At 60.2% G+C, this 16245-nt stretch carries 9 protein-coding genes; 7 read left to right on the top strand and 2 right to left on the bottom strand.

The annotated features are described in order from the left end of the window. The first annotated feature begins 139 nt into the window (after window positions 1-139). The 3 genes from CRI94_RS09085 (at window position 140) to CRI94_RS09075 (ending at window position 4090) form a co-directional block, all read left to right on the top strand. Window positions 140-1585: a PQQ-dependent sugar dehydrogenase gene (locus CRI94_RS09085; RefSeq protein WP_098075384.1), complete on the top strand. Its 1446-nt coding sequence runs from the start codon at window positions 140-142 to the stop codon at window positions 1583-1585. Window positions 1586-1766: 181 nt separating this feature from the next. Beyond that, window positions 1767-3077: a threonine synthase gene (gene thrC / locus CRI94_RS09080; protein ID WP_098075383.1), complete on the top strand. Its 1311-nt coding sequence runs from the start codon at window positions 1767-1769 to the stop codon at window positions 3075-3077. A 122-nt stretch (window positions 3078-3199) separates the two neighbouring features. After that, window positions 3200-4090, top strand: a complete 891-nt coding sequence (locus CRI94_RS09075; protein ID WP_098075382.1) for an META domain-containing protein — start codon at window positions 3200-3202, stop codon at window positions 4088-4090. A 548-nt stretch (window positions 4091-4638) separates the two neighbouring features. Here CRI94_RS09075 and CRI94_RS09070 read toward each other — a convergent pair. Continuing rightward, complete coding sequence (locus CRI94_RS09070; protein ID WP_098075381.1) at window positions 4639-7131, bottom strand: zinc-dependent metalloprotease; 2493 nt, start codon at window positions 7129-7131, stop codon at window positions 4639-4641. A gap of 278 nt (window positions 7132-7409) precedes the next feature. Then, window positions 7410-8642, bottom strand: coding sequence for a hypothetical protein (locus tag CRI94_RS09065; RefSeq protein ID WP_098075380.1), 1233 nt, complete (start codon window positions 8640-8642; stop codon window positions 7410-7412). Window positions 8643-9161: 519 nt separating this feature from the next. Here CRI94_RS09065 and ade point away from each other — a divergent pair. The 4 genes from ade to CRI94_RS09045 all read left to right on the top strand — a co-directional run bounded on the left by ade (window position 9162) and on the right by CRI94_RS09045 (window position 16144). Further along, on the top strand, window positions 9162-10820 hold the full coding sequence (gene ade / locus CRI94_RS09060) for an adenine deaminase (RefSeq protein WP_098075379.1): 1659 nt from the start codon (window positions 9162-9164) through the stop codon (window positions 10818-10820). 620 nt (window positions 10821-11440) lie between these two features. Further along, entirely contained in the window at window positions 11441-14677 is a 3237-nt protein-coding gene (gene ileS, locus CRI94_RS09055; protein ID WP_098075378.1) for an isoleucine--tRNA ligase, read from the top strand. A gap of 107 nt (window positions 14678-14784) precedes the next feature. Then, entirely contained in the window at window positions 14785-15267 is a 483-nt protein-coding gene (locus tag CRI94_RS09050) for a TraR/DksA family transcriptional regulator (RefSeq protein ID WP_098075377.1), read from the top strand. 145 nt (window positions 15268-15412) lie between these two features. Further along, on the top strand, window positions 15413-16144 hold the full coding sequence (locus CRI94_RS09045; protein WP_098075376.1) for a signal peptidase II: 732 nt from the start codon (window positions 15413-15415) through the stop codon (window positions 16142-16144). Window positions 16145-16245 lie beyond the last annotated feature (101 nt).

Raw genomic sequence — 16245 nt, 5'->3', positions numbered from 1 at the left:
CGGTTGGTGTGATCCAGCGAACCTTGGCAGGTATTCCACCAAAAGACGACGTGTCGATTGGGGTTGTATCTTCTGCTCCAGCACTGCTTAATTAGAACCTGGTGCACATCACCCAATCGTTCACGGATTCGTTCTCGCTATGACTGCCTCTTGCGTGTCGTTCGCACGCTGTATCTCATCCGGTCGAGCCGTGCTCTTCCGCATCGCCCCACTCTGCTTGCTGGCGATCACCGTCCTGTTCGCGGCCTGTGGAAAGGACACGGCGTCTCAGGATTCGCCGGAAGACGCTCCGTCCGATACGGCGCAGGTGACTCAGGCATCCGCTCCGGCTCCGCTTCCGAGTGCTGATCTGTGCGACCCGGACAACGGAGGCCTCACCCTCCCAGAGGGTTTTTGCGCGAAGGTCGTTGCAGACACGCTCGGGGAGACGCGGCACCTGGCTGTGAGCGAAAGTGGCGACATCTACGCCGCACTCCGCTCTCCGCGCAATGGCAACGGCATGGTCGCCCTTCGAGACACATCCGGCGATCTCGTGGCCGACCGGATCGAATACTTCGGCGAGGATGTGGGTGGTACGGGCATCGGCATTCACAAGGGGCATCTGTACTTCGGCCCGGATACCGCCATCTGGCGGTACGAAATGTCAAAAACTGCTTTCCTCCCGACCGGTGACAAGGAGGTGATCGTGTCCGGCTTTCTCGAGCAGCGTTCCCATGCGGTGAAGCCCTTTGCCTTCGATGGACAAGGGAACATGTACGTCAACGTGGGTGCGCCGTCAAATGCATGTCAGGAGCCGTCGCGTACGGCTGGTGCTCCCGGCCAGGATCCGTGTCCACAGCTCGAGCGACAAGCAGGGGTCTGGCAGTTTAGTGATGACACGCCGAACCAGACGCAGATGGAAGACGGCGAGCGATATGCCACGGGCATTCGAAACGCCGTCGCGATCGCCTGGAATGACGTCGCCAACAACCTGTACGTGATGCAGCATGGCCGGGATCAGCTTCATTCTCTGTGGCCGGAACTCTACACGCAGGAAGAGTCGGCGGAGCTGCCGGGAGAAGAGTTCTTCAAGGTGGACGAAGGGGACGACTTCGGCTGGCCCTACTGCTACTACGATTGGAAGTACGACCAGCAAAAAGAGCTGGCGCCGGAGTACGGCGGAGATGGAACCGAGGTCGGTCGCTGCAGCGAGAAGGAAGCACCACTCATCTCCTTTCCAGGGCACTGGGCACCGAACGATTTGCTGTTTTACAATCATCCCAATGCTCCTGAGAGTCACCGTGGGGACGCTATGATCGCGTTTCACGGCTCATGGAATCGGTCCCCATTCCCGCAACAGGGCTACAACATTGGCAACGTTCCGATGGATGGCGCGACACCCGTAAGAAGTGATTCGACCGGCTGGGCCGTATTCGCTCGAGGCTTCGCGAATCAGGACACGATCGATAACCCGAGTCAGGCGGAATACCGTCCGACTGGTCTTGCTCTCGGGCCCGACGGCTCGATTTACATCGCCGATGATGCGAAAGGGCGAATCTGGCGCGTCTGGCCTGTGGAGCCGTCGGAGGCCACAAACCCGGAGTAGCCACGTCTCGCGTTCAAGGGATCAGGCGCCTCCCTGTCCGAGCCGACACGGGAGGCGCTGTTGGCTTAAACGCTTCGTCTTGTGCGCCGATGCGTCGAGGCCGTGCAGGTGGACAAACCGTTTTTTCGTGTTGTACGTTACACCTACTGATCAGGCGCCCTCTCCATCGTTTGTTGCTTACATGCAATACGTTTCGACACGCACATCTGAGCACCGAGTCCCGCTGTCTACCGCTCTGCAGCAAGGGCTGGCACCGGACGGCGGACTGTACGTGCCGGCGTCCTTTCCCGAGTTTTCTATGGGCGATTTCGATGGATGCGAGACGCCGACAGCTGTTGCCGAACGGATGCTGGTGCCGTTCTTCGCTGGCGATGAGCTGGAGGCGGAACTGCCCGGCATTGCCCATGACATGTACGGCTTTTCCATCCCGCTCCGCCAAATTGGAGATCGAACGCGTGTGCTCGAGCTCTTTCACGGGCCGACCGCTGCTTTCAAGGACGTCGGAGCACGGTTTCTGGCCAGTTCGCTATCGCGACTCAACAGAACCGCGAAAACGCCTCTCACGATTCTCGTTGCTACGTCGGGCGACACCGGAGCAGCCGTAGCGGCCGCTTTCTGGAAGAAGCCGAACGTGGAAGTCGTCGTCCTCTATCCGAAAGGACGAGTATCGAGTCGGCAGGAGAAACAGCTCACCGGTTGGGATCGCAACGTACAAACGGTTGCCGTGCGTGGCGTCTTTGATGACTGTCAGAGGCTCGTGAAGCAGGCATTTCAGAACAACACCTGGCATGATCGCAAGCGGTTGTCGTCTGCGAACAGCATCAACATCGGGCGTCTCCTTCCACAGATGACGTACTATGCTATCGCCAGCCTGCAGGTCTGGCGCGAAACGGGGGAGCCGGCACACTTCATCGTACCGTCGGGCAACCTCGGGAATGCCCTCGCCTGCATCTATGCGCGTGAAAGTGGCTTACCGATCGGGGACGTGATTCTGGCAACGAACGCCAATCGGCCCGTCACGTCGTATCTTGACAACGGCGAATGGGAACCGATGGAAACCGTCGAGACGCTGGCCACGGCGATGGACGTTGGTAATCCCAGCAACATGGAGCGGCTCCGCGACCTGTATCCGACCGTTGGGCAGCTCGGCGAGGCGATTTCGGCGGTTCGCGTAACGGATGAAGCCATCCAGGCGCAGATCCGACGCGGCGAGGAGAAGTGGGGAGAGGTGTGGTGCCCGCATACGGCGACGGCTGCGGAGGTTCGAGACCGACTCGATACGAACGCGACAGCCGCGAAATCCTGGGTTATGGTTGCCACAGCTCATCCGGCCAAGTTCGAGGATATCGTCGAGCCGCTGGTCGGTCACGAGGTTCACGTCCCGGATGCACTAGAACAGGTGATGAAACGGGCCCATCCCGCACCAGAAATCCCGCCTTCGCTGGACGCTCTCGGAGAGATTGTTTTGGGAGTGGATACGCCAGCGGAATAGAACGCCCGATCGGTGCTATTTTATGCCACCGTGGCACTGCAGGCAGCGTTGTCCGTGAAGGAAATGAAGCGAATCGAACGCTCTACGCAATTCAATTTTCCAGATAGCTGTTTCCCGTCATCATGATACTACGTTGGACTGTTTTCCTGTTTCTCACCCTCACAATGGGGTTCATGGGGTGCACGCAGGACGCGCCGGAGTCGAGCGAGCAGGATGCCGAGACCGCCGCATCCCAGTCAACTTCAGATGTGGCAAAAGCGGATTCCGCGACGGCCACGGCTGGGCTCGTTGGACCAGAGTGGCGTCTCACCCGATTTGGGATGGAAAATCCGGTGGAGGATACGCTCCAGCGTGTGAAGGTGACCGCCGTTTTCTCGGAGGAACGACGCGTGTCTGGCATCAGCGGATGCAACCGATACTCGGGCGAATACGACGCTCGCCGTGACTCGCTGATGTTTGGGAAGATGGCCTCCACGAAGCGGGCCTGTCCCGATCCCGTCATGAAGGTCGAGGAGCGGTACCTGGACGTTCTCGGTGATATCCGAAGCTACGAGATTCGGGACGAGCGGCTTGACCTCTATGATGAAGGGGGAGCGCTTCGCCTCACGTTTCGCAGGGGCGGGGGAGACGTTGACGGTCGCCAGGGGGCGTCGTCGGCGGCCGACTCAACCGTTCAAGCGACATCGGGAAGGGTTCGATCGTTCAAGGCCCTGGGGCAAGAGCCCGGCTGGCTCGCCGTCATTACGCCGGACACCATTCGATATGAGGGAAATTACGGAGAGACGATGATCACTTTCCCCACGCCACAGCCCGCAATCGCGGATACAGGAAGCGTCGTCTACGACACCACGGCCCGCGGTCATTCGCTTCAGCTTGTTATTGATGAGACCGACTGCACCGACGCCATGAGCGGGAAGCCGTTTCCCAGCACAGTGACTATCACGGTGGATGGCGAGACGTACCGTGGTTGTGGTGCGCCTGGAGACGAAGACGCCGACGGATCCGAGTCGTAATGCCGAATCGGTTGTTCCAAGGAGCGCTGACACCTGAGTGGTTGCCCCATAGCCTGTTTGACGGACAGTTTGCAGTCATCCAAGCGGACGGACTTTCCGACGGTTGGTCCTCACGATGCTCGCAACACGAGGCGTGGTTACTCTCTCGTACCGTGTCTACGGCGTCATTTCCAAAGAATCACGGTCAGGCCTCATGATGTGAATGAACGGCTGTGCTTCCGTTCGTGCGACCGCCGCCGGACAGGTCGTCATACCGTTTAGGCTTCAAAATGTCGACGTCTGCAACGGCTCCGATTCGTTGAACCCGCCAATCCCCAGGAGAAGAACGTTTGAACGTATACTGTTGAAACGTTTCTCTTCCCAATTCCCAGCCACTGCGAGGACACGGTCTGGGCGATCCCGACACTATCGCTCGGAAAACGTATCAAATGAAAAACGCCCTTCAAATGAAAAACGCCCTGCACGAACCACGATCGGTTGTGCAGGGCGTTTTTGTATGCTCCGCATCGATCGGATGAGACGCCGTCGATGCTCTGGTCTAATAGTGATCAGTCGGCTGAATCCGGGTTCAGAATGTTGTCGATCCGAACGAGCACGTCTTCGTAGTGCTGCTCGGTCGCCATATCATTCCGGCCGCGGAGGGCGCGCTGAACGTCATCCTGAAGCGCCGTGAGTTGTCCTCGCACGGCGGCGCGGATGTCCGACTGTTCCACCGTAACCGGCGTGAACTGAACGTAGTCCGCAAACGCATCCGGGATATCTGGATTGTCGACCGTTTCCGTCATGAGGTCGGCCATCTCTTCGAGGTAGCCGCGCTGCAGATTCCGGCGGAATGGGCCGACATCGTCACCCGCGTCAGTTTCCGCCCAGACGCCGTCACGAAGGTCCGTGAGCATCGCGTTGAGGGTATACGTCTCCTCTCCGTTGGCGAGAGCCTCGCTTTCGATGAGGCGGGCCATACGGCGCGGTTCGAGCATCATCTCTACAACGTTCATCTGTGCGTCGCGGATACGGTCGACAGCGCCCGCGTGCTCGATGCGACGAAGGATGTCGGTTTCCAGCATCCAGGTCGGGGTCTGAAGGCCTTCCTCAACGAGGAATGCCATCGCCTCGCGCTGGCGATTGGCCGGAACCGGCTCAAACACGACGCCATCCTGCGTGTAGGTCTTCGGCGTATCGTAAATGCCACCGACGTAGCTACCGACGTGACCCATGTAGCGGCCCCACTGATTCAGAACGGCGCCGTACAACTCCTCTAGCGTCGCGTAATCGGCACCATCCTCGCGCGTCCATTCGATCAGGTTCGGGAGAATGCGCTTGAGGTTCGCGATGCCGAGGCGACTTGCTTCGACGGCATCGTTGGTCAGGTCCTCGTTCTGCGACCGAGGATCGACTTTGGTGAGCGTCTGACGGCCGTAGAAGTAGACCGGGTCGCCCGCTTTCTCGCGAATGCGGTCGTCCCAGACCTGCGCGTCTGCTTTCTTGTCGTCGATGCCGAGATCGCGGTAGCCGAAATTGACGGCCCACTTGTCGTATTCTCCGACGCGAGGACCGAACTGGGTGACTCCATCGCCCGGCTGCGCTACGTAGTTAAACCGAGCATAGTCCATGATCGACGGCGCCGTGCCGTGCTCGGACGTGTAGCTCGGGGAGCGGAGACTGTCGACGGGGACAGCGTAGCTCGAGCCCCAGTTGTGAGGTAGGCCGATTGTGTGTCCAACCTCGTGGGCAGAGACGAAGCGAATGAGTTCGCCCATCACCTCGTCGTCAAAGACCGGACCGCGTGCGGATGGGTTGATAGCTGCCGTCTGCACAAAGTACCAGTTCCGCAGCAGGTTCATCACGTTGTGGTACCAGCCGATGTCGCTCTCGAGAATTTCACCGGAGCGCGGGTCGTGGACGTGCGGTCCGTAGGCGTTCGGGATATCCGACGCGAAGTAGCGGATGGTCGAGTAGCGAACGTCGTCCGGGTCGAAGTCCGGATCTTCTTCCGCGGTCGGCGGGTCCTTGGCGATGATAGCGTTCTTGAAGCCCGCGCGCTCGAAGGCGACCTGCCAGTCTTCCACGCCCTGCTTGAGGTACGGACGCCACTTCTCAGGCGTTGCCGGGTCGATGTAGTAAACAATCGGCTCAACCGGCTCCACGACTTCTCCGTCGGCATAGGCTTCTGGATCGGATGGCTCCAGACGCCACCGCGTGATTACGCACTCCTCGGCGGCTTTCTGCTTGTCGGAACTGTAGTCCGTTCGCTCGACCGAAAAGTAGCCAACGCGATCGTCGCAGAGGCGTGCTTGCATCGGCTGCTTCGGGAGCAGCACGAAAGAGTGATTCATCGCGACACTCAGCGTCCCGGTCGATTCGTTCGACGGTGGCTCCTGAGCCTGATACGTCAGCACCGTCTCAACGTCCGTGTTTTCCGGAAAGCTTTTCACGCCTGTGATGAACGAGCGGTCCGTGTCGAGGCGGCGGACTTTGTACTGCTTCCGGGCCTGCTGTGGGAGGCCGAGGGCCGGCACGTCGCTGGCGAACAGGTCCGTGGCTTCGATCACGACGCCGGTACTGTCTTCTGTCAGTGCCTTTACATCAAAGGCCTGGACAATCGGTTCGAAGTTCGAGTTCTGAACCGCGCGGTAGACCGGGTCGTCTTCATCCGCGATATTCTCGTAGCTGACGACACGTAGAAGAACCTTGTCGCCGCGTCGCTGCCACCGGAGCACCTGCGTGTTGACCTTTTCCCCGCCGTAAGCGAGGCCGTCAGGAGCCTGGGAGGCACGTGAGATGGTCAAAATCTCGCGCCCGAGGACCGAGTCGGGAATAGAGAGGAAGAGATCCTCTTCGTTGAAATGGGTCGTCAGCAGACCCTCGTTGGTTTCGGCGTCATCGGGGACGACCTTTGAGAACGGCTTCAGGTCATCGGATGAGGAAGACGACGAGGCGGAGGCTGACGACGCGTCGGATGAAACAGGACTGGAGCCGGCACAACCCGTGAGGACGAGCAGGCAGGCACACAGCACTGCAAATGGGGCAAGCGTGCGTTGCACAGGTCAAAGGGGGATCACGAAAGGGAAAACGAACGGGCCAGAGAAAGTTATCATCCAGCCACATGCATTGTAACGTATGGGTGTCAGAGATGGAAACCGCGTGTTCGAGGATTCCGACCGTTCAAAACATTCGACGTAACGGAGTCGGTATGTTGAGTTCAGAGTTCAGAGTTCAGAGTTCAGGGTTCAGGGTTCAGAGTTCAGGGCTCAGGGTTCAGAGTTCAGGGTTCAGGGTTCAGAGTTCGGTAGCATGTCAACACTGTGAGACGAAGGGAGGATCAATCCGGCTCAGATGCGGGGAACCACTCGGCCCACCGGTCCGGATGGTGCCGGTAGATTTGGTGCCACTGCAGCAGATGTTCGGCACCCGAGCGGGTCCACTGGCCTCCGTTTTCGAACCGGCGGTTCAGTTCGCGCATTTCCCGCTCGGCTGGAGCCGTTGATTCGACCTCGAACGAGGCCCCGGTGGAGGAGGGCGGCTCGGCGTAGACCGCCATCTGGGGGGCGGCCCGCTCAACGTGGCCGGCGGCCTGCGGAGCCACCCGTCGTCGAACGGCCGCCCAGCGCGTGAGGGTGGCGTGGGCAGCGACCGGATTGGCATAGTCGGCATGAGCGAGCTGGCGCACCTCGCGGGTGAGGTGCTCATTGTGCTCGCCCCGCACCGCGTCGTTGTAGAGCAGGTACCGGACCGAACGCGGCAGGTGCCAGCGGCAGCGGCCGGTCTTCTCGGCGATCCCAAGCATGTCCATTTTTCCGTCGATCACGAGCGTGGAGATCGGCACGTCGCGCAGCGCTTCGCGGAGGCGGGTCTCCGACCCAACCCGGGCCCCAATGGGCCACCGATCAAGCGCCGGGCGGGTGCCGTTGCCAGCGCTGCCGGGTGGGGCCGGCTTTACCGCATGCGCGATCGACAGGCTGTGCTGGGCGCCTGCTTCTCGGGCGGGGATGCGCGTGGCATCGGCCACGCAGGTGCCGTGCTGAGCGGCCTCGGCGCCGCGCCGGTAGCTCGTCTCCAGGGTCGCCTCGATGGGGCGCCGCATGGCCTGCTGCGCATAGCGTCGCCGCTTCGGGAGCCCAGCCGTGTACGGCGTATACGAGCGACCGCAGCTGCGGCACTCCAGGTACGGGCGCTCGACCTCGACGGCCCCAAGACGGGCCACCGCCACCGTTCGGGACCGGTATCCCTTCCGGTACGCAGCTCCAGATCCGCACTCCGGACACTGCGCCGCTCGGTCGGAGGAACCGCCTGGATCGGAGGACCCGCCTGGATCGGAGGAACCGACTGGATCGGATGGGGCTGTCTCATCGGAATCGAAGCCGTTGCCTGCCGCCCCCCGCGGACCCAGTTCGTCGTGCAGGCGAGCGGCGAGTTGCGCCCGAACGACCGAGCCAACCAGCTGTCGAGCCAGGTCGACGAGTCGGTCGGCCAGCGCATACACATCGGCGGGGACCTCCTCGGTCATCTCGATCTGAACATCAAAGCCCTCGTGCTGTAGGGATATCTGCGGCATCGTCGTACGGTTGTCGGTTGATGACGTGGTTGTCTCTCGTCCGACAGAAAGCGGCGATGTCGCGTTTTGTTTTGCACCGGTCGCCTCCCTGCCGAACAGGGCACTTCTCACGGGACCGACATGCTACCCAGAGTTCAAGGTTCAGCTTTCAGCGCGAACTCACACCGTCGCACGGCCGTGCGACGGTGGTTCGATTATCAAACATCCCTACCTAGCTACTACCGGACCGTTTGATTTCAAACCGGAATGTCTTCGCATGTCATCGAGAAACGGACCTCATGCGTCTCATGCGTCACGGAAACGAGGCATTCTCTCTCGTCGCTCATGACGCACTCTCACACTTCCATACCCCCATACTCCCGTGCATGTCGGAGTAGCCGCGCCTAGGAATGCTGAAATGACACACGCTCCAATGGAAGTGTCCGGTAGGTAGGGTCCAAGGATCAGGGGGGCTCGATTGTGGAGTACGGATTTGGTATGCTGGAACGGTCCGTTTTCTTGTTTTGAAGCCAAGTGCTGATGTCGGAGTCGTTTTCGCTTGCCGGTCGGATTGTTGATCTGCACGAACGGGATATTCGTCCTGGTGTGGTGCACGTCGTAGATGGCCGAATCGATCGTATCGAATTGGTGGAGCAGGACGTGCCGGATCGGTACCTGCTGCCCGGATTTGTCGATGCTCACGTGCACGTCGAAAGCTCGATGCTGACACCGTCCGAGTTCGCTCGTGTAGCGGTGATGCATGGAACGGTCGCCACGGTGAGCGACCCGCATGAGATCGCGAATGTCCTCGGCGTGGATGGCGTCGAGTACATGATCGCCGATGGTACAGATGTGCCATGTACCTTCGCTTTCGGTGCACCATCGTGTGTCCCGGCCACCCCGTTCGAGACAGCAGGAGCGGAACTCGATGCGGAGGCGGTTGACGCGCTCCTCGCACGGGCCGATGTGCCGTATCTCAGCGAAGTGATGAACTATCCTGGCGTCATCGATCACGACAACGAACTGATGGCCAAAATCGACGCGGCCCGGCGACGTCAGAAGCCGGTTGACGGCCACGCTCCCGGCCTCCGCGGTCACGGCGTCGAAGCGTATGCAAGCGCCGGTGTGCAAACAGACCACGAGTGCGTTACGATCGAGGAGGCGCGCGAAAAGCTGGCTGCGGGAATGAAGATCCTGATTCGGGAGGGCTCTGCAGCGAAGAATTTCGATGCCCTGATTCCGCTCATGGACGAGGCACCGGATCAACTAATGTTTTGCAGCGACGACAAGCATCCGGATGCTCTGGTGGAAGGCCACATTGACGACCTCGTGCGCCGTGCGATTCAGGCCGGCTACGACCGGTACGATGTCCTCCGCGCGGCATGCGTCAACCCGGTCGAGCACTACGGACTCAACGTTGGGCTCCTTCGCGAGGGCGATCGCGCCGACATGATCGTCGTTTCCGACCTGGAGTCGTTCGAGGTAAAAGACTCGTACGTCGGCGGTGTCCACGTCGCGTCCGGCGGCGAGACCTTCATTCCGCGGAAGACATCGCCCGTCGTCAATCGGTTCGGTGCGTCGCCCGTCGAGCCATCCGCCTTTCGCATCGAGGCACCAGGGGCGACCCGGCCGACGGTTCGAGTCATCGACGCCGTCGACAACCAGCTGGTGACGAGCGAAGCGCACATCGATGCTTCCGTTCGCGACGGCGAGATCGTCGCCGATCCGGAACGAGATGTGCTGAAGATTGCGGTCGTAAACCGGTACCACGACGCAGATCCAGCGGTCGCTCTCATCCGCGGGTTCGGCCTATCCGAAGGCGCGATTGCATCGAGCGTCGCCCACGATTCCCACAATATCGTCGCCGTCGGATCGAATGATGAGCAGCTCGCGGAGGCGGTGAACGCCGTTATCGAAACGAAAGGAGGAATCGCCGCGGTCGGGCGAGGCACGACCCGGCTGCTGCCCCTGCCGATCGCCGGTCTCATCAGCGACCGACCGTATGATGAAGTCGCGCGCCGATACACAGCTCTAAGCCGCTTCGTCCAGGAGGATCTCGACAGTCCAATGGATGCGCCGTTCATGACGCTCAGCTTTATGGCCTTACTTGTGATCCCGAAACTGAAGCTCAGCGATAAAGGCTTGTTCGACGGGGAAAGCTTTGAGTTTGTGGGGTTGAGGATTGGGGATTTGCGTTGAGACGTTGGGACGTTGAGGCGTTAGGGCGTTGAACTCTGGCAACCTGTTTGGCGGATGGGTCGCGAAATATAAGCGCAGCCGTTCACGTCTATCGTCGACCGGATGATTATCCTTTTCGAATGATGCGGCAGACACAGTGTGCGAGGTCCACTCCGTGTTTTAAGCTTCGCGAGGACCGACCGTCGGGAGGGCCGTCCCTTTGGGCGGCCGAGGGCTGTCGCCGAACAGGTTCTGAACGTTGTGGTCCCGGCAACATGGGTAGCGCGTTGCCTCGGCAAGATGGGTAACACATCAGGTCCATCCTGATTCGTCTTTACCGAATCGGTTCGATGTTCGGCCTTCCGTCCGTTTTCGAAGGGACCAAGCGTCGCACGGCCCGACGCTGTTATATTTACGATCTGAGTGGACATTCCCCCTCAGGTTGTTTGGCAGTCCGTCGAACGCCGAACGTTGAACCCTGAACGTTGAACCCTGAACGTTGAACCCTGAACGTTGAACCCTGAACTCTGAAAGTTGAGTCGTCAACACCGAATTTCGAATGGAGAGTAGAACATCGCGGAGTGCCGTGCCGTAGCGTGTAGGTGACCTAACTCCCGCACCTCGACGTTCTCTTTTCTCCCATGGCGACGTTCGACTCGCTCCCTTCGTCTCTTCCCCAGCTCGAAGAATCGGTCCTGGACTGGTGGACCGAGCACAGCATTTTCGAGAAAAGCATTTCCGAGCGGGACGGCCAGCCCGCCTTCACGTTCTACGAGGGACCGCCGACCGCGAACGGCCACCCGGGCATTCACCACGTCATGGCCCGGGCGATTAAGGACATCTTCTGCCGGTACAAAACGATGAAGGGCTTTCGCGTCGCCCGAAAGGCGGGTTGGGATACGCACGGCCTGCCAGTAGAGATTGAGGTCGAGAAAGAGCTCGGCCTGAACTCGCGTGCCGACGTCGAGGAATACGGCGTCGAGAAGTACAACGCCGCGTGCCGGGAGAGCGTCCTGAAGTACAAAGACGAGTGGGACGAGCTCACGCAGCGGATGGGCTACTGGGTCGACCTCGACGATCCATACGTCACGTACGAAACGGAATACATTGAGAGCGTCTGGTGGCTGCTGAAGCAGATCCACGATAGCGATTTGCTGTATCGCGGTAAGAAAGTCCAGTGGTACAGCCCCGGCTCGCACACCGTGCTGTCGAGTCACGAAGTCAGCCTCGGCTACGAGGAAACGCAGGACCCGTCCGTTTACATCCGCTTCGCTGTGGATGGGGAGGAGGACACGTACTTCCTCGCGTGGACGACGACGCCCTGGACGCTCATCTCCAACACCGCGCTGGCCGTCGGGTCGGACATCGAATACGCGAAGGTCCGTCACGACGACCCACATCAGGGCGAGGAATTCCTAATCATGGCCACGGAGCTCCTCGACGAGGTGCTCGACGAGGACTACGAGATCGTCGACACCTTCCCGGGCTCTGACCTGCTTGGCAAGACGTACCAGCCCGTCTTCAGCTACTTCACCGACGAGGTCGAGAAGGGCGAAGCATGGCGGGTGGTTTCCGCTGGCATCGTTTCGACGGAGGAAGGGACCGGACTCGTGCACATGGCGCCCGCGTACGGCGCGGATGACCATGCTGTGGCACAGTCGGAGGGCCTTCCGCTCTTCAACCCGATTGACACCGACGGCCGCTTCACCGACGATGCGCCGCTGGTGGCCGGCGAATGGTTCAAGGACGCCGACAAGCAGATCACGACCGATCTGAAGGAGCGCGGCCTGCTCTACAAACACGAGACGTACCTGCATAACTACCCGTTTGATTGGCGGAAGGGCACGCCACTGATGAGTTACCCGGTGGACAGCTGGTTCATCCGGACGACGGCGCTCAAGGACAAAATGGTGGAGCGCAACAAGACGATTAACTGGCAGCCCGAAGGGATCGGCATCGGCCGGTTCGGCGAGTGGCTCGAGAACAACGTCGACTGGGCCCTCAGCCGGCGTCGCTACTGGGGGACGCCGCTGCCGATCTGGGTGAACGACCAGAACCCGGACGACTACTTCATGGTCGGCTCGATCGACGAACTGCGCGAGCGTTTTGGCGATCAGATTCCGGCGGATGATGACGAGGTGGATCTCCACCGGCCGTTCGTGGACGACTGGACGTGCGAGGCCGACGATGGCGGGACCTATCGCCGCGTGCCGGATCTCATCGACGTCTGGTTTGACTCCGGCTCGATGCCGTATGCACAGTGGCACTACCCGTTCGAGAACAAGGAAGAGTTCGAAGCCAACTTCCCGGCCGACTTCATTGCCGAGGGCGTCGACCAGACGCGCGGCTGGTTCTACACGCTGCACGCCATCGCGACGCTCGTGATGGACGACGTGGCGTACAAGAACGTCGTTGTGAACGGTCTCGTGCTCGATGAGGACGGCAACAAGATGTCGAAGTCCAAGGGCAACACCGTTGCTCCGTTCGAGGTCATCGACGAGTACGGTGCCGACGTTGTGCGCTGGTACATGATGAGCAACACGCCGCCGTGGGAGAATATCAAGTTCAGTGAGCGCGGGCTGCGTGACCTGCGGCGCAAGTTCTTCGGCACACTCGAAAACGTCTACAGCTTTTTCTCGACGTACGCCAACATCGACGAGTTCGATGCCGGTGCGGAGCGGATTCCCGTGGCAGAGCGTCCGGAGCTGGATCGCTGGATCATCAGCCGACTAAACACGACGGTCGAAGATGTTGCCGCGGCGCTGGACGAGTACGACCCGACCACAGCGGCCCGCGCCGTCGAAGGATTTGTTGAGGAGATGTCGAACTGGTACCTCCGTCGTTCGCGCCGCCGGTTCTGGAGCGCGAAACGAGACGGAGGAGCCCAGGAGAACGGTCAGGCTGTGCCGGCTGAGAACAAGGAGGCCGCGTACCAGACCGTGTATGAATGCCTGCTCGCCACCGCGAAGCTGATGAGCCCGGTTGCGCCGTTCTTCGGCGAAAAACTGTACCGTGTGCTCACTGGCAATGCAGATGCCCAGTCCGGTCACATCCCGGAGAGCGTCCACCTCGCCGACTTCCCGGTCGTCAACGACGAGGAGCGCGACGACGCCCTTGAGCATCGGATGGGACTCGCGCGGACCATTTCGTCCGTTGTCCTGAGCCTGCGCAATCAGGCTGAGATCAACGTTCGCCAGCCGCTCCCCCGCATTCTCGTCGTGACGGGCACCGGCGTCGAGAAAGAAGCCGTGGACGACGTTGCAGATGTCATTTTGGATGAGGTCAACGTCAAGGAGATTCAATACGTTGATCACACCAGCGACGTTGTGCGTCGCTCGGCCAAGCCCAACTTCAGCCGCCTGGGACCGCGCCTCGGCGCGAAAATGAAGCCGGTGAACCAGAAGGTGCGCCAGCTTGATGACGATGCAATCACGGAGTACATCGATACCGGTTCGATCGTCCTGACGGTCGACGGCGACGAAATCGAGCTTGGCCCGCAGGACCTGGACATTACGAGCGAGGGCATCGAAGGCTGGCTCGTCGAGCAGCGTGCGGGAATTACCGTCGCGCTGGACACCCAGATTAGCGAAGCGCTGCTTGAGGAAGGACTGGCCCGTGAAAGCGTCAAACGGATTCAGAATCTGCGCAAGGACGCGGGTTTCGACGTCACCGATCGCATCGAAATCGACTACCGTGGATCCGACCGGATCCGTGGCGCAATCACGCAATGGGCCGACTGGATTCGGAACGAGACCCTGGCTCTGGAGTTGCAGCCGTCCGAACAGCCGGAGGGCGAGGCCGTGGAAACATTCGAGATTGGCGACGAGCAGTTGACGGTGGCGGTCCGACGGGCCAGCACGCCGTCCTCCACGTCCTGACGCGGGCTCCACGGGAGGGGAGTCGCATCCCGTCGATATCCTGTCGACGGAGACGGATTCCTCGCTATTTTTCGTTTCTGATTGTCATCCGTAAGGCGTATTTCATTATGGCGAAAAAGGAGTCTCAAACGAACGACGGGAAGTCCGCGCAGGCGCCCAAGACCGGTGCCCAAAACTCCAGTTCTGGTGTTCAAGACCGCAGAACGCCCTTCTCTGATGAGGAGCTACAGCACTTCCGCGAGCTCATCATGAAGCGTCGACGTGCAGCCCGTGAGGACATCGAACGGATGCGCGGCCAAATCGAGGAGGCGCGAGAACAGGCGAGTGACAATACGGCGTACTCGTTTCACATGGCGGACGCAGGAACCGACGCCATGGAGCGGGAGAAGTTATACCTGATGATTGCTCGCCAACAGAAGTACATCGGGTACTTGGATCGTGCTCTCGAGCGGATCGACGACAAGACGTACGGCATCTGCAAGGTGACCGGTGAGCCGATTGCGAAGGAGCGCCTTGAGGCCGTGCCGCATACGGAGATCTCCATTGCGGCGAAGCAGAAACAGAAGAAGAAAGAGAAGCAGAACGGGTAATTCCGCGTGTGGGACATTTGTTATTGCCCGTAATCCGCCGTTTTTGAACAGGAGCGGATCGAGCGCCCCGTCGTGACAGGCACATTTCTGTCCGGCCTTCCGCTGGTGGAAAGCCCGTGTCGACTATGCACTTATTTCGAAGCACATGAGAGTACTTTGGCTGTCCGGGCTCGTCGTCATCATCGACCAGCTGACGAAGGCAGCGGTCCTTGAATACATGTACCGTGGGCAGTCCATCCCGCTCGTGGGAGACTGGCTGAAGTTTACCTTCACCGAAAACCCGGGTATGGCGTTTGGCCTGCAAGTTGGGCCGAAGGGAACGGTGACTGTGTTGGCGCTGCTGGCGATGGGGCTCGTTGCCTACTACTTCTATCACGTCCGCAACGCGTACCTGCCGTATCGTTTGAGCCTCGCGTTTATCTTCGGTGGGGCGATCGGGAATATCATCGATCGCATCTTTTACGGCGTCTTCCTCGGGTACGGCGAGCTCTTTCGCGGAAAGGTGGTCGACTTTATCCACGTCAGCGTATGGAAAGGCTGGATTCCTGAATCTGTGCCAGTGTACGGGGGCGCATATGTGGATCTCTTCCCGATCTGGAATGTGGCCGACATGGCTATCGTGGGTGGGGTCGTCGGCGTTCTATTCTTCCATCACACGTTCCATGAGCGCGAACTCCGTCGGCTCAAACGTGAATCGATGCAAATCGTGGCTGTAGAGGCGCCACGCGTCGACTTTGCCCTTCCACCGCTTCGAGCCTACGTCCCTCACGGCCTCCACAATGGTAATGGCCGTCCGGCCGAACCGGGGAATGCCCAGTCGTCTAAGCCCGTCGAGCCGGTGGCGGATCGGTCCGACACGACGTCCACGCCAGCGTGATACGCTCCGGCGACGTAATCCCTCGTCGGTGTTGTCTTCGCACATTTCCCACGGACCCGACGCGTGAATCTGTCGAACGCGACGGGTCTTCGTGCGTGTAA

The organism is Longibacter salinarum (assembly GCF_002554795.1).
GTDB classification, from domain to species: Bacteria; Bacteroidota; Rhodothermia; order Rhodothermales; family Salinibacteraceae; genus Longibacter; species Longibacter salinarum.
Note: the sequence above shows the minus strand (reverse complement) of the source record. Positions and strands in the feature narration are given on the sequence as shown.

Excerpts from the sequence above, each read along its gene's own strand:
- thrC (WP_098075383.1), top strand. The coding sequence starts at position 1,767 with ATGCAATACGTTTCGACACGCACATCTGAGCACCGAGTCCCGCTGTCT.
- CRI94_RS09085 (WP_098075384.1), top strand. The coding sequence starts at position 140 with ATGACTGCCTCTTGCGTGTCGTTCGCACGCTGTATCTCATCCGGTCGA.
- ade (WP_098075379.1), top strand. The coding sequence starts at position 9,162 with ATGTCGGAGTCGTTTTCGCTTGCCGGTCGGATTGTTGATCTGCACGAA.
- CRI94_RS09065 (WP_098075380.1), bottom strand. The coding sequence starts at position 8,642 with ATGCCGCAGATATCCCTACAGCACGAGGGCTTTGATGTTCAGATCGAG.
- ileS (WP_098075378.1), top strand. The coding sequence starts at position 11,441 with ATGGCGACGTTCGACTCGCTCCCTTCGTCTCTTCCCCAGCTCGAAGAA.
- CRI94_RS09075 (WP_098075382.1), top strand. The coding sequence starts at position 3,200 with ATGATACTACGTTGGACTGTTTTCCTGTTTCTCACCCTCACAATGGGG.
- CRI94_RS09050 (WP_098075377.1), top strand. The coding sequence starts at position 14,785 with ATGGCGAAAAAGGAGTCTCAAACGAACGACGGGAAGTCCGCGCAGGCG.
- CRI94_RS09045 (WP_098075376.1), top strand. The coding sequence starts at position 15,413 with ATGAGAGTACTTTGGCTGTCCGGGCTCGTCGTCATCATCGACCAGCTG.